The organism is Pseudomonas sp. RL_5y_Pfl2_73 (assembly GCF_963970515.1).
In the GTDB taxonomy this organism is placed as follows: domain Bacteria; phylum Pseudomonadota; class Gammaproteobacteria; order Pseudomonadales; family Pseudomonadaceae; genus Aquipseudomonas.
The window spans coordinates 78430-92903 of record NZ_CAXAPD010000016.1 but is presented as its reverse complement, the minus strand read 5'-3'; the positions used below and the strand labels follow the sequence as shown (position 1 = coordinate 92903).

Sequence of the window (14474 nt, the reverse complement as noted above, 5' to 3'; positions counted from 1 at the left end):
CGAGGTATGAATGCGCTCGACAAAGCGGTTGAACGAAGTCCCCAGTGCGCCGAATTCGTCGTGGCCGTGGATGACCAGGCGCCGGGTCAGGTCGCCTTCGCCTTCGGCGATGTCATGCATGGCACGGCCCATGGTCAGCAGCGGTTGCATCAGCACGCGGATCAACATGCCGAGCAGGGCGATGATGAATACCACGGCGATGACCATGGCGATCAGTGCTGAAGTACGGAACTCGCTGAGCATTGCCAGCGCGGTGTCCTTGTCGAGCACCAGCGCCACGTACCAGTCCGCTCCCGGCACGCCGTTGACGTGGGTGAAGGAGATGAATTGGGTCTTGCCGTCGAGGTCGACTTCTTTCACACCCGGGCTGATTTGAGGCGCGCCGTTAGGGTAGGCCTCGGCCAGGGTCTTGAGCACGCGCTTGCTGTCGGGGTGGATCAGGATCTTGCCGTCGGCACTGACGATGAACGCGTGGCCGTGCCCGCCGAAGTTCAGCGAGTTGATGATGGCGCTGACGCTGGACAGGTCGATGTCCGCACCGGCCACGCCGATCATTTGGTTCTGGTGCTGCACCGGGGTGGCGACGGTAATCACCAGCTTGCCCGACGAGGCGGCGATGTAGGGTTCGGTGACGATGGTTTGCTGCGCGCTGTTGGCAGCCTTGTACCAGCCACGGGCGCGCGGGTCGTAATCGGCGGCGCGATTGCCGGCCGGTACCGAGAACATCACGCCGTCGGTGCCACCAAAATAGCTGAGCTGGAAATTGCCGGTGTAGGCCGGCAGGCCCACGGCGCGCTTGAGACTGTCGGCACTGCTGCCATCCACGGCAATCTGCTGGGCCAGCGATTGCAGCAACTGGATGCGACCGTCGACCCACGTCTGGATGTTGCGGCTGGTCAGGCTGCCGAGTTCCTGCATGGAGGTCTCGGTGCTGGCGTGCAGGCTCTGGCGTTGACGATAGTCGTTGAACAGGATGAAACAGGCGAATGCAACGGCCACCACGAGGGCGGCAGCCAACAGTATTTTATGGCTGAATTTCATGTTTCTGGTCATTAATAACACTACCGCGGAGGGACGGGTCAGGGTGGGGTGTCAATTTGCCATAAGGCAGTCGATTGCGCTGTTTCTTTTATCGGCGCAGGCGCCCATCTCATCAATCGTCAGCGATTCATTGCGACGAAATGCACGACCCGGTCACAAACCGGGTGTTTCACCGGTGAAACACTTGTCGAGGCCCAATAAATACTGGGGTCGTCGGGGAACCAGATAGGGGTTTTCTCTTCTAAGCTTCTGGTTGGCACCTGCCAGCCCCCTTCCGTTCCAGGAGTTACACCATGTCGCTGCGATCTATCGCCTTGTTGTTTGTGTGTGTCGTATTGACTGCATGCAGCAAGGTCAACCAGGAAAACTACTCGAAGCTGTCGGCTGGCATGCCCAAGTCCGAAGTCGAAACGTTACTGGGGAAACCGACCGATTGTTCAGGCGCGCTCGGCATGTCCAGCTGCACCTGGGGCGACCAGAAAAGCTTTATCAGCGTGCAGTACGCCGGTGACAAAGTGTTGATGTTTTCCGGCCAAGGCCTGAAGTAAACCGAGGCCAGAGGCCTGCGGGAGAAAAATAATGATGCGGTTAGTTTTTGTGCTTTTGGCTGGCCTGATTTTGGCTGGCTGTGCCACTTCTGGCGAAGATCCGTTGGCACCCAAGACGGTCAACAGCGTCAATCTCAAACGTTACCAAGGGACCTGGTATGAGTTGGCCCGCCTACCCATGTATTTCCAGCGCAATTGCGCGCAATCGGAAGCTCACTACACCCTCAAGCCAGACGGTAACGTGGGAGTGCTCAATCGCTGCCTGACCTCGGACTGGCAGTGGGAAGAAGCCAGAGGCACCGCCACACCTCAGGTGCCGGGCAAGACCGACAAGCTCTGGGTCGAGTTCGACAACTGGTTTTCGCGGATCGTGCCAGGCGTGGCGAAAGGGCAATACTGGGTGTTGTACGTCAGCGATGACTACAAGACCGCCATCGTCGGCGACCCAAGCCGTCGCTACATGTGGCTGCTGTCCCGTACACCGACCGTCAATAGCGTCGTGCGCGAGGAGCTGCTGAGCAAGGCACGCCAGCAGGGCTACGACACCACACGCTTGATCTGGCGCGCGTCGGATCGACAGATGGCCAAAACCTCGGACTAACGCTATAGAACCTGTGGGAGCGAGCCTGCTCGCGATGGGGGCTTCACATTCAACACATAAGTTGACTGGTAGGCCGTCATCGCGAGCAGGCTCGCTCCCACAGGGGTATTTCTACATTGGTGTTTTGGGAATCAGCCCAGCAGTTCGCGCAGGACCTGGGTAAACGCCCGGGCGCTTTGCTCTTCGTCGGCATGACGGCCAGCGCGTACCACCCACCGTCCGCCGACCATCACATCGCGCACCTGGCGATCGCCGCCGGCAAACAGCCAGCGATTGAGGATCCCGTCGTCCTGGGCCGTGGCCAGGTAGGGGTCGTTACCATCGAGCACCAGCCAGTCGGCGCGCTTGCCGATTTCGAGGGCGCCGACCGGTTGCCCCAGGGCCTGGGCACCGCCTTCCAGGGCTGCATCGAACAAGGTGCGGCCGACCATCGGCTGATCCGCGCGATACAAGCGGTTGCGCCGTTGATCCCGCAGGCGCTGACTATATTCCAGCCAGCGTAATTCTTCGACCACGCTCAACGATACATGGCTGTCGGAGCCGATACCCAGGCGCCCGCCTTGGGCGAGAAAATCCACGGCCGGAAAAACCCCGTCCCCCAGGTTGGCTTCGGTGGTCAGGCACAAGCCGGCAATCGCCCGGCTCTTGGCCATGAAGCTAACCTCCTGGGCGTTGGCGTGGGTGGCGTGGACCAGGCACCAGCGCTGGTCGACTTCGGTGTTTTCGTACAGCCATTGCAGCGGGCGGGCGCCGCTCCAGCTCAGGCAATCGTCGACTTCCTTCTGCTGCTCGGCAATGTGGATGTGCACCGGGCACTCACGGTCACTGGCGGCCAGCACATCCTGGATTTGCTCGGGTGTCACGGCACGCAGCGAATGGAAGCACAAACCCAGCGCCTGGGACGGCTGCCCGGCCAGGATCGGCTGCAAGCGTGACTGGAGCTTCAAGTAGTTTTCGGTGCTGTTGATGAACCGGCGCTGCCCGTCATTGGGCGCCTGGCCGCCAAAACCGGAATGGCTATAGAGCACCGGCAGCAGCGTCAGGCCGATGCCGGCGGCGCTGGCGGCGTGGCTGATGCGCAGGGCCAGCTCCGCGGGGTCGGCGTAGGGCGCGCCATCGGTGTCGTGGTGCACATAGTGGAATTCGGCGACCGAGGTGTAGCCGGCCTTGAGCATTTCGATGTACAGCTGGCGGGCGATGATGCCGAGTTGGTCGGGGCTGATTTTTCCGACGAGGCGGTACATCAAGTCGCGCCATGTCCAGAAACTGTCGTTGGGATTTCCCGCCACTTCCGCCAGCCCGGCCATGGCCCGTTGGAAGGCATGGGAGTGCAGGTTCGGCATGCCCGGCAACAGCGGACCGCCCAGCCGTTCGGCGCCGTCTGCGTGGGAACCGGCCTGGATATGGGTCAGGACGCCTTCGGCGTCGACCTCAAAACGTACATTATGGGCCCATCCACTAGGCAGCAGCGCGCGTTCGGCAAAGAAGGCGGACATGGTTCAACCTCATTGTGCGTAATTTGTATATACATATACAGACGTTTGCCTGGCCGGTAAACTCCGGCAAGCTAGCATTCTTATCCGCAGAACAAGGAACCGCCGTGTCGACTCCGCCTGCCAAACCGCCGCTGGCCGCAAACATGGGTGACAGTCCGGCACCCCTGTACGCCCGCGTCAAACAAATGATCACCCAGCAGATCGACAGTGGAAACTGGCCGCCACATTACCGTGTGCCGTCGGAAAGCGAACTGGTTAGTCAGTTGGGCTTCAGTCGCATGACCATCAACCGTGCGCTGCGGGAAATGACCGCCGACGGCCTGTTGGTGCGCATGCAGGGGGTCGGCACCTTCGTGGCCGAACCCAAGAGCCAATCCGCGTTGTTCGAAGTGCATAACATCGCCGACGAAATCGCCTCCCGTGGTCATCGCCACACTTGCAAGGTCATCACCCTGGAAGAAGAGGCGGCCGGTTCCGAGCGGGCCCTGGCCCTGGATATGCGCGAAGGCCAGAAGGTGTTCCATTCGCTGATTGTGCATTTCGAGAACGACATCCCCGTGCAAATCGAGGACCGTTTCGTCAACGCACTGGTGGCCCCGGACTACCTCAAGCAGGACTTCACCGTGCAAACGCCTTACGCCTATCTGAACCAGGTCGCGCCGCTGACCGAGGGCGAGCATGTGGTCGAGGCGATCCTGGCCGAGCCGAGTGAATGCAAGCTGTTGCAGATCGAAAAGGGCGAGCCGTGCCTGTTGATCCGCCGCCGCACCTGGTCCGGACGCCAGCCGGTGACCGCCGCACGCCTGATCCATCCGGGCTCCCGTCACAGTCTCGAAGGGCGCTTTCATAAATGAGCCATTTGAAGGTTTTACGCGCAGCAGACTACCCGCGCATGCCGTGGAAAAACGGTGGCGGCAGCACTGAAGAAATCACTCGCGATACCGGTGCCGGCCTGGAAGGTTTCGGCTGGCGCCTGTCGATTGCCGACATTGGTGAGTCGGGCGGCTTCTCCACCTTCGCCGGTTACGAGCGGGTCATCAGTGTCTTGCAGGGTGATGGCATGACGCTGAATGTCGATGGCCAGGCCACGCGGCCTTTGCATCCGCTGGACCCTTTTGCGTTCAGTGGCGAGAGCCATGTGTATTGCACGCTGCTGGGCGGACCGATTCGTGACTTCAACCTGATCTACGCACCGCAACGTTACCGCGCGCGGTTGCAGTGGTTGGGCGGCCAGCAGCGGTTTTTCAGTGAGGCGGGAACAGTATTGGTGTTCTGTGCCGCCCCGGGGTTGGCTATCAAGATCGGTGAATCCGCCGTTGACTTGGGCCTCTACGACTGTTTGCAACTGAGCGGTAACACCGGGTTGGTGGATGTCTCCACCCACGGTCAATGCTGCGTGATTGAGCTGACGGCCCACTAATGCCAGCTTCTTGCTCCCACCGATAAATTCCCTGGCCACAAGGTGCCTGCCTGCTGTTTCTTCTGCGCACCAACTTGTTACCGAATGCCCCAGCGTGGCGCAACACCACGCTTCTGTGACCCTCCGATTTCCCCCTCGAAAACCCTCTTGAAAAATTTCCTGCCGCTCAGCAGCCCTTAAATCACAAGGCTTTCAGCCAAACCCCCAACCGTTTCTGAACACCACCTCCAACAAGTTGGCCGCTTGATTGCATATGCTTGTACATACAAGTAAAGACGTATGCGTATGGGTTACCGATGTTCAACGCAACGTTCGCTAAATCGCTGCCCACTGCCCGGGCTGGTCTGGATTGATCGCTGAGGAGTTTTTGCTGTGACCGACGCTACCCGCAAACCTGAAAAATACCGTGACGTTGAAATCCGTGCCCCTCGCGGCAACACGCTGACCGCCAAGAGCTGGCTGACTGAAGCGCCGCTGCGCATGTTGATGAACAACCTCGACCCGGAAGTGGCCGAGAACCCTAAGGAACTGGTGGTCTACGGTGGTATCGGCCGCGCGGCACGCAACTGGGAATGCTACGACAAGATCGTCGAAAGCCTGACCAATCTGAACGATGACGAAACCCTGTTGGTGCAATCCGGCAAGCCAGTGGGCGTGTTCAAGACTCACAGCAACGCCCCTCGCGTGCTGATCGCCAACTCCAACCTGGTGCCGCACTGGGCCAGTTGGGAGCACTTCAACGAACTCGACGCCAAGGGCCTGGCCATGTACGGCCAGATGACCGCCGGCAGCTGGATCTACATCGGCAGCCAGGGCATCGTGCAAGGCACTTATGAAACCTTCGTCGAGGCCGGTCGCCAGCACTACGACTCCAACCTCAAGGGCCGTTGGGTCCTGACCGCCGGCCTGGGCGGCATGGGCGGTGCGCAACCCTTGGCCGCGACCCTGGCTGGTGCGTGCTCGCTGAACATCGAGTGCCAACAGGTGAGCATCGATTTCCGCCTGAAAACCCGCTACGTCGACGAGCAAGCCAAGGACCTCGACGACGCCCTGGCGCGCATCGAGAAATACACCGCCGAAGGCAAGGCGATTTCCATTGCGCTGTGTGGGAACGCCGCCGAGATCCTGCCGGAAATGGTCCGTCGTGGTGTGCGCCCAGACATGGTCACCGACCAGACCAGCGCCCACGACCCACTCAACGGCTACCTGCCGGCCGGTTGGACCTGGGACGAATACCGTGCCCGCGCTAAGACCGAACCCGCGGCCGTGGTGAAGGCCGCCAAGCAATCGATGGCCGTCCATGTCAACGCCATGCTGGCCTTCCAGAAAATGGGCGTACCGACTTTCGACTACGGCAACAACATCCGCCAGATGGCCCAGGAAGAGGGCGTCGAAAATGCCTTCGACTTCCCGGGTTTCGTACCGGCCTATATCCGTCCGCTGTTCTGCCGCGGCATTGGCCCGTTCCGCTGGGCCGCGCTGTCCGGTGACCCCCAGGACATCTACAAGACCGACGCCAAGGTCAAGGAACTGATCCCCGACGACGCCCACCTGCACAACTGGCTGGACATGGCCCGCGAGCGCATCAGCTTCCAGGGCTTGCCGGCACGTATCTGCTGGGTTGGCCTGGGCCAGCGGGCCAAGTTGGGCCTGGCGTTCAACGAGATGGTGCGCAGCGGCGAATTGTCGGCGCCGATCGTGATTGGCCGCGACCACCTGGACTCCGGTTCCGTGGCCAGCCCCAACCGTGAAACCGAATCCATGCAGGACGGTTCCGATGCGGTCTCCGACTGGCCGCTGCTCAACGCCTTGCTCAACACTGCCAGCGGCGCGACCTGGGTGTCGCTGCACCACGGTGGCGGCGTTGGCATGGGCTTCTCCCAGCACTCGGGCATGGTGATCGTCTGCGACGGTACCGACGAAGCGGCCGAGCGCATTGCCCGCGTGCTGCACAACGACCCGGCCACGGGCGTGATGCGTCATGCCGATGCCGGTTACCAGATCGCCATTGATTGCGCCAAGGAGCAGGGGCTGAACCTGCCGATGATTACCGGGTAGGGGCTGGCGAAGCCTGCGATCTTTTGATTTTGATCTTTCGCTTGAGATTCAAGTGTCTGGGGAAAGATCGCAGCCTCGTTGCACTCGGCAGCTCCTACAGGGCGTTATCCAATGACCAGAACAATCCACAAAGGTTGAACCATGGCTGTCACCCGCACACGCGCAAGCAGCAAGCCGTTGATCGAGAAACGTTCGATCGACTACATCCCGGAAGCAGAGAGACACGGCCGATTGTTGAGCCAGTTCACCCTCTGGATGGGGGCCAACCTGCAAATCACCGCAATTGTCACCGGTGCATTGGCGGTGGTGCTTGGCGGTGATGTGTTCTGGTCGTTGATCGGTTTGCTGATCGGCCAACTGCTCGGCGGTGGCGTCATGGCGTTGCATGCCGCGCAAGGGCCCAAGCTGGGCCTGCCGCAGGTGATCTCCAGCCGGGTGCAGTTTGGTGTGTATGGCGCGGCTATCCCGATCGTGCTGGTGTGCCTGATGTACCTGGGTTTCACCGCAACGGGAACCGTGCTTTCCGGCCAGGCGCTGGGCCAGTTGTTTGGCGTCAGCGACAGTGTCGGCATCCTCATTTTCGCCAGTGTCATCGTGCTGGTCACGGTGCTCGGTTATCGGGTGATTCACTTCATTGGACGTGTCGCCAGCCTCCTTGGTGTGATTGCCTTTGTTTACCTGTTCGCTCGCCTGATGAGCCAGACGGACGTTGGCGCACTCCTGCAAATCCGCCATTTCAGCTGGAGCAGCTTCCTGCTTGCGGTGTCGCTCGCGGCATCCTGGCAGATCGCCTTCGACCCCTACGTGGCGGACTATTCGCGTTACCTGCCGAGCGAGACTTCTTCGGTGAAAACCTTTTTTGCCGCAGGTGCCGGTTCGGTTATTGGTGCGCAGGTGCGCGAAACAATGGCACGGCGCAGTACCCGATCAACTGATTCTGCCGGTCGAACCAGCCGGCGTTGTAGCACCTATAACAAGCGGGGCTGGTCGCGCTGCGGCGCAGGCCTGATTGGACGTGGAAAGGGCTGGATGCCTCTTGACTGCCGTAAGCCAATTCACTGATTAGGAGCGTCACACAATGAAATCGAACAAGACCCTGCTGACCACGTTGCTTTCCATGGGCCTGCTGGCCAGCGCTGGCGCCACACAAGCGGCGGGTTGGTGCGAGTCGGGCAAACCGGTGAAGTTCGCCGGCCTGAACTGGGAAAGCGGCATGCTGCTGACCGACGTCATGCAAGTGGTGCTGGAAAAAGGCTACGGCTGCAAGGTCGACAGCCTGCCAGGCAACTCCATCACCATGGAGAACGCCCTGGGCAGCAACGACATCCAGGTGTTTGCCGAAGAGTGGGTCGGCCGCAGTGAGGTCTGGAACAAGGCCGAGAAGGCCGGCAAGGTGGTCGGCGTCGGCGCCCCGGTCGTGGGCGCCATTGAAGGCTGGTATGTGCCGCGCTACGTGATTGAAGGCGACGCCAAACGCAAGCTCGAAGCCAAGGCGCCAGGCCTGAAGAACATCGCTGATCTGGGCCAGTACGCTGCCGTGTTCAAGGACCCGGAAGAACCGTCCAAGGGCCGTTTCTACAACTGCCCGGCCGGTTGGACCTGTGAGCTGGACAACAGTGAAATGCTGAAAAGCTATGGCCTGGAAAAAACCTACACCAACTTCCGCCCAGGCACCGGCCCGGCGCTGGATGCGGCGGTGCTGTCGAGCTACAAGCGCGGTGAACCGATCCTGTTCTACTACTGGTCACCCACGCCGCTGATGGGCCAGGTGGACCTGGTGAAACTGGAAGAAAAACCGGGTGTGGATAAGAGCGTAAGCATCAAGGTCGGCCTGTCCAAGACCTTCCACGACGAGGCTCCGGAACTGGTGGCGGTGCTGGAAAAGGTCAACTTGCCTATCGACATCCTGAACCAGAACCTCGGGCGCATGGCCAAAGAGCGGATCGAGTCGCCGAAACTGGCGAAGATCTTCCTGAAGGAACATCCTGAAGTCTGGCACGCCTGGGTAAGCGAAGACGCTGCCAAGAAAATCGACGCGGCTCTGTAGGTCGAATACTTCCCGGCCAACCGTGGGGCTGGCTGGGACGTTCACCGCATCCACTTGATTGAGAGTCTCTTATGTTTCCCGAAAGCTTTACCTTCTCCATCGCCGATTGGGTCAACGGTTGGGTCGACTCCCTGGTGACCAACTATGGCGATGTGTTCCGACACATCTCCGACACTTTGCTGTGGGCCATCGTCAACCTCGAAGGGTTGCTGCGCATGGCGCCTTGGTGGCTGATGCTGGCCATCGTCGGCGGCATCACCTGGCACGCCACCCGCAAGGTCGCAACCACGGCGGTAATCGTCGGCCTGCTGTTCCTGGTGGGCGCGGTGGGCCTGTGGGACAAGCTGATGCAGACCCTCGCCCTGATGCTGGTGGCGACACTGATCTCGGTGATGATCGGCATTCCGCTGGGCATTCTCTCGGCGCGCAGCAATCGCCTGCGTTCGGTACTTATGCCGTTGCTGGACATCATGCAGACCATGCCGAGTTTCGTGTACCTGATTCCGGTGTTGATGCTGTTCGGCCTGGGCAAGGTCCCGGCGATTTTCGCCACGGTGATCTACGCTGCGCCGCCACTGATTCGCCTGACCGACCTGGGTATCCGCCAGGTGGACGGCGAAGTGATGGAAGCCATCAATGCCTTCGGTGCCAACCGCTGGCAACAGCTGTTCGGCGTGCAACTGCCCCTGGCCCTGCCGAGCATCATGGCCGGGATCAACCAGACCACCATGATGGCCCTGTCGATGGTGGTCATCGCCTCGATGATCGGCGCCCGTGGCCTGGGTGAAGACGTACTGGTGGGCATCCAGACCCTCAACGTCGGACGCGGCCTGGAAGCTGGGCTGGCGATCGTGATTCTCGCCGTGGTCATCGACCGCATTACCCAGGCCTATGGTCGTCCTCGGCACGAGGTGAGCAAATGAGCAACGCAGCCATCAGCAAGATCGAAGTCAAGAACGTCTTCAAGATTTTCGGCAATCGCTCCAAGGAAGCCCTGGAGCTGATCCGCCAGAACAAGACCAAGGACCAGGTGCTGGCCGAAACCGGCTGCGTGGTTGGCGTGAACGACCTGTCGCTGAGCATCGGCACCGGTGAGATCTTCGTGATCATGGGCTTGTCCGGTTCCGGCAAATCCACCCTGGTGCGCCATTTCAACCGACTGATCGATCCTACCAGTGGCGCGATCCTGGTGGACGGTGAGGACATCCTGCAACTGGACATGGACGCCCTGCGCGAATTTCGCCGGCACAAGATCAGCATGGTGTTCCAGAGCTTCGGCCTGCTGCCCCACAAGAGCGTGCTGGACAACGTCGCCTATGGCTTGAAAGTGCGCGGCGAGAGCAAGCAGGTGTGTGCCGAGCGGGCGCTGCACTGGATCAACACCGTGGGCCTGAAAGGCTACGAGAACAAATACCCGCACCAGCTCTCCGGCGGCATGCGCCAGCGCGTCGGCCTGGCCCGGGCCTTGGCGGCGGACACCGACATTATCCTGATGGACGAAGCCTTCAGTGCGCTCGATCCGCTGATCCGCGCGGAAATGCAGGACCAGTTGCTGGAACTGCAAAAGACCCTGCACAAGACCATCGTCTTCATCACCCACGATCTCGACGAGGCCGTGCGCATCGGCAACCGTATCGCGATCCTCAAGGACGGCAAGCTGATCCAGGTCGGCACGCCTCGGGAGATCCTGCACTCGCCGGCGGATGAGTATGTCGATCGGTTTGTGCAACGGCGGGCGGCGGTGGTTTGAGAGGTTTTTGGTGCTCGGCGCGCTTTTGTGGCGAGCAAGCTTGCCCCCGCTCGGCCTGTAGGAGCTGTCGAGTGCAACGAGGCTGCGATCTTTCCCCTGCCACTTGAATCCCAAGCGAAAGCTCAAAAGATCGCAGGCTTCGCCAGCTCCTACAAAAGTCCAGCGGGAGAAAGCTCCCTCGCCACAGAGGCTATGCCTTAAGCCAGATGTGATGCTGAAGTGAATTTTTCATGAGGTTGAAGATGTCCCAGGCTGAAAAAATCGTAATCACAGGCGCCCCGTTGCGTTGGCAGGAAGTGGTCGCCGTCGCGCGCTTTGGCGCGGTGCTCGAGCTATCGACTGAGACCTGGGCGCGGATCGACAATGCCCAGGCCATCGTCCAGCGCATCGTCGAAAGCGGCGAGCGTGCCTATGGCGTCAACACCGGCCTGGGGGCCTTGTGCAATGTTTCGCTCAAGGATGAACAACTCAGCCAGCTGTCGCGCAACACCCTGCTCAGCCATGCCTGTGGCGTCGGCGCGGCGCTTTGCGATGAACAGACCCGGGCGATTGTCTGCGCCGCCATTCTCAACTACAGCCAGGGCAAGTCCGGCATCCATCGCCGGGTGGTCGAAGCGTTGCTGGCGCTGCTCAATCGCGGCATCACGCCGCAAGTGCCGTCCCAGGGTTCGGTGGGTTACCTGACCCACATGGCCCACATCGGCATCGCGCTGCTGGGCGTCGGCCAAGTCAGCTATCGCGGGCAAATCGTCCCGGCGCAACAGGCCCTGGCCGCAGAGGGTTTGCAACCGGTGCAGTTGGGGGCCAAGGACGGTTTGTGTCTGGTCAACGGCACGCCGTGCATGACCGGTCTGAGCTGTCTGGCCCTGGCCGATGCGACGCGGCTGGTGCAATGGGCCGATGTGATCGGTGCCATGAGCTTCGAGGCCCAGCGCGGGCAGATTGCCGCGTTCGATGCCGACGTCATCGCCCTCAAGCCGCACCCGGGCATGCAGCAGGTCGGCGTCAACTTGCGGGCCCTGCTGGACGGCAGCGAGGTCATCGCCGCGAGCCTGGGCATTCGCACCCAGGACGCATTGAGCATCCGCTCGATTCCCCAGGTGCACGGCGCGGCTCGCGACCAATTGGCCCACGCCCGGCAACAGATCGAAACCGAACTCAACGCGGTCACCGATAATCCGCTGCTGCTGGGCACGCCGGAGAACTTCCGGGTCATGTCCCAGGCCAATCCCCACGGCCAGTCGGTCGCCTTGGCGGCGGATCTGCTGGCGATTGCCATGGCTGAGATCGGCTCCATCGCAGAGCGCCGTCTCGACCGTTTGATCAACCCCCACGTCAGCGGCCTGCCGGCCTTCCTGGTGGCCAACCCCGGGGTGAACTCGGGGATGATGATCGTGCAATACGTCGCCGCGTCGTTGTGCGCGCAGAACAAGCAACTGGCGCAACCGGCGGTGCTCGACAATTTCGTCACCTCCGGGTTGCAGGAAGACCATTTGAGCATGGGCACCAACGCGACCCTGAAGCTGCACCGGGCGCTGGAAAACTGCACGCAGATCCTTGCCATCGAATACCTGCTGGCGGCCCAGGCCTTTGAGTTTCTCAAGGCCCAGCGTTTCGGCGCCGGCACCGACATCGCCTGGAAATTGCTGCGCGAGCGCGTCCCGGCCTACGACCAGGACCGCTGGCTGGCGCCGGACATCGCCAGTGCCGCCGGCCTGCTCAAAGACCCGAATGTGCTGCACAGCGTATTACCGAATTTGAACTGATCAAAAAAGCGCCAGCGTGCCAAGGCACCTATTGCCCATAAAGCATCGCCCAAAAAGCGAAGGTGACGGATAACGGAACATTCCGGAGCGACTGGCGGGTAAAAACAAAACGCTCAAAAGGAGCAATACATGACTGCCTTAAACCTGATTCCTGGCCAAATGAGCCTGGCTCAATTGCGTGACATCTATCAGCAACCTGTGACCTTGAGCCTCGACGCCAGCGCGTCGGCGCAGATTGAGGCCAGCGTTGCCTGCGTTGAACAGATCCTTGCCGAGAACCGCACCGCCTACGGCATCAACACCGGTTTTGGCCTGCTGGCCTCGACCCGTATCGCCAGCGAAGACCTGGAAAACCTGCAGCGCTCCCTGGTGCTGTCCCATGCCGCCGGGGTGGGCGAGCCAATCAGCGACGCGCTGGTGCGGCTGGTCATGGTGCTTAAGGTCAACAGCCTGAGCCGGGGTTTTTCCGGCATCCGTCGGCAGGTGATCGATGCGCTGATTGCGCTGATCAATGCCGAGGTTTATCCGCACATTCCGCTCAAGGGGTCGGTCGGTGCTTCCGGCGACTTGGCGCCACTGGCCCACATGTCCCTGGTGCTGCTGGGCGAAGGCAAGGCTCGCTACAAGGGCGAATGGCTGCCGGCCGTCGACGCGCTGAAAGTGGCTGGCCTCGTGCCGCTGACCCTGGCCGCCAAAGAAGGCCTGGCACTGCTCAACGGCACCCAGGTGTCCACCGCGTTTGCCCTGCGTGGCCTGTTTGAAGGTGAAGATCTGTTTGCCGGTGCCCTGGCCCTGGGCGGCCTCACGGTGGAAGCGGTGCTCGGCTCGCGTTCGCCATTCGATGCACGCATCCATGCCGCCCGTGGCCAGAAGGGTCAGATCGACGCCGCCGCTGCCTACCGCGATCTGCTGGGCGAGCGCAGCGAAGTCTCCGATTCGCACCAGAACTGCGACAAGGTCCAGGACCCGTACTCCCTGCGCTGCCAACCGCAAGTGATGGGCGCCTGCCTGACCCAGTTCCGCCAGGCCGCCGAGGTGCTGGTGATCGAGGCCAACGCGGTGTCGGATAACCCGCTGGTGTTCGCCGCCGAGGGCGACGTGATTTCCGGCGGCAACTTCCACGCCGAACCGGTGGCGATGGCGGCCGACAACATGGCCTTGGCGATTGCCGAGATTGGCTCCCTGAGCGAACGACGCATTTCGTTGATGATGGACAAGCACATGTCGCAACTGCCGCCGTTCCTCGTCGCCAATGGCGGGGTGAACTCCGGCTTCATGATCGCCCAGGTCACCGCGGCGGCTCTGGCCAGTGAAAACAAGGCGCTGTCCCATCCCCATTCGGTGGACAGCCTGCCGACGTCGGCCAACCAGGAAGACCACGTTTCCATGGCCCCGGCTGCCGGCAAGCGGCTGTGGGAAATGGCCGAGAACACCCGTGGGATCCTCGCGGTGGAATGGCTCGCGGCCTGCCAGGGGCTGGACCTGCGCGGTGGCCTGAAGACCTCCGCGAAACTGGAACGGGCCCGGGCATTGCTGCGTGCAGACGTACCGTTTTATGAGAAGGACCGCTTCTTTGCGCCGGACATCAATGCGGCCAGTCAATTGCTGGCGAGCCGGTGCCTGAACGAATTGGTTGCGGCGCAGTTGTTGCCGAGCCTTTAACTGCTCAAGAGCGTGCACCCTGTAGGAGTTGCCGAAGGCTGCGATCTTTTGATCTTGATCTGTTGTGCGTTCGCTCACGGCTCAA

At 61.3% G+C, this 14474-nt stretch carries 11 protein-coding genes and 2 pseudogenes; 11 read left to right on the top strand and 2 right to left on the bottom strand.

Translation table 11 applies throughout. From position 1 onward, the window contains the following. Window positions 1–18 precede the first annotated feature (18 nt). Window positions 19–1041 (bottom strand): annotated as a pseudogene (locus tag AACY42_RS28685) (HAMP domain-containing protein); the annotation flags it as partial. 293 nt (window positions 1042–1334) lie between these two features. Between AACY42_RS28685 and AACY42_RS17010 the strand changes: the two are divergent. Beyond that, the gene (locus tag AACY42_RS17010) at window positions 1335–1589 is read left to right on the top strand and encodes a hypothetical protein (protein ID WP_003196877.1); all 255 of its coding nucleotides are present in this window, start codon (window positions 1335–1337) and stop codon (window positions 1587–1589) included. Window positions 1590–1620: 31 nt separating this feature from the next. Continuing rightward, complete coding sequence (locus tag AACY42_RS17005; protein ID WP_072345109.1) at window positions 1621–2190, top strand: lipocalin family protein; 570 nt, start codon at window positions 1621–1623, stop codon at window positions 2188–2190. 131 nt (window positions 2191–2321) lie between these two features. Here AACY42_RS17005 and AACY42_RS17000 read toward each other — a convergent pair whose 3' ends face one another. Continuing rightward, entirely contained in the window at window positions 2322–3686 is a 1365-nt protein-coding gene (locus AACY42_RS17000) for a formimidoylglutamate deiminase (protein ID WP_339481083.1), read from the bottom strand. Window positions 3687–3829: 143 nt separating this feature from the next. Between AACY42_RS17000 and hutC the strand changes: the two genes are divergently transcribed. The 9 genes and pseudogenes from hutC to hutH all read left to right on the top strand — a co-directional run bounded on the left by hutC (window position 3830) and on the right by hutH (window position 14389). Next, window positions 3830–4540: a histidine utilization repressor gene (gene hutC, locus AACY42_RS16995; protein ID WP_339481153.1), complete on the top strand. Its 711-nt coding sequence runs from the start codon at window positions 3830–3832 to the stop codon at window positions 4538–4540. Continuing rightward, window positions 4537–5106 (top strand): HutD/Ves family protein, encoded by a 570-nt coding sequence (locus tag AACY42_RS16990; protein WP_339481082.1) that lies wholly within the window; start codon window positions 4537–4539, stop codon window positions 5104–5106. The genes hutC and AACY42_RS16990 overlap by 4 nt, the downstream gene beginning before the upstream one ends. Window positions 5107–5478: 372 nt before the next feature. Continuing rightward, window positions 5479–7164: a urocanate hydratase gene (gene hutU / locus AACY42_RS16985; RefSeq protein ID WP_339481081.1), complete on the top strand. Its 1686-nt coding sequence runs from the start codon at window positions 5479–5481 to the stop codon at window positions 7162–7164. A gap of 141 nt (window positions 7165–7305) precedes the next feature. Then, window positions 7306–8058: pseudogene (locus tag AACY42_RS16980) on the top strand (purine-cytosine permease family protein); the annotation flags it as partial. Between the two features lie 184 nt (window positions 8059–8242). After that, window positions 8243–9211 carry an ABC transporter substrate-binding protein gene (locus AACY42_RS16975; RefSeq protein WP_339481079.1) on the top strand — a complete coding sequence of 323 codons (969 nt, stop codon included), beginning with the start codon at window positions 8243–8245 and terminating at the stop codon, window positions 9209–9211. Between the two features lie 71 nt (window positions 9212–9282). Further along, window positions 9283–10134 carry an ABC transporter permease gene (locus AACY42_RS16970; RefSeq protein WP_339481078.1) on the top strand — a complete coding sequence of 284 codons (852 nt, stop codon included), beginning with the start codon at window positions 9283–9285 and terminating at the stop codon, window positions 10132–10134. Beyond that, on the top strand, window positions 10131–10961 hold the full coding sequence (locus AACY42_RS16965) for a quaternary amine ABC transporter ATP-binding protein (protein WP_050586211.1): 831 nt from the start codon (window positions 10131–10133) through the stop codon (window positions 10959–10961). The genes AACY42_RS16970 and AACY42_RS16965 overlap by 4 nt, the downstream gene beginning before the upstream one ends. 242 nt (window positions 10962–11203) lie before the next feature. Next, window positions 11204–12727, top strand: a complete 1524-nt coding sequence (locus AACY42_RS16960; protein ID WP_339481077.1) for an HAL/PAL/TAL family ammonia-lyase — start codon at window positions 11204–11206, stop codon at window positions 12725–12727. Between the two features lie 129 nt (window positions 12728–12856). Beyond that, the gene (gene hutH / locus AACY42_RS16955) at window positions 12857–14389 is read left to right on the top strand and encodes a histidine ammonia-lyase (RefSeq protein WP_339481076.1); all 1533 of its coding nucleotides are present in this window, start codon (window positions 12857–12859) and stop codon (window positions 14387–14389) included. Window positions 14390–14474: the final 85 nt, after the last annotated feature.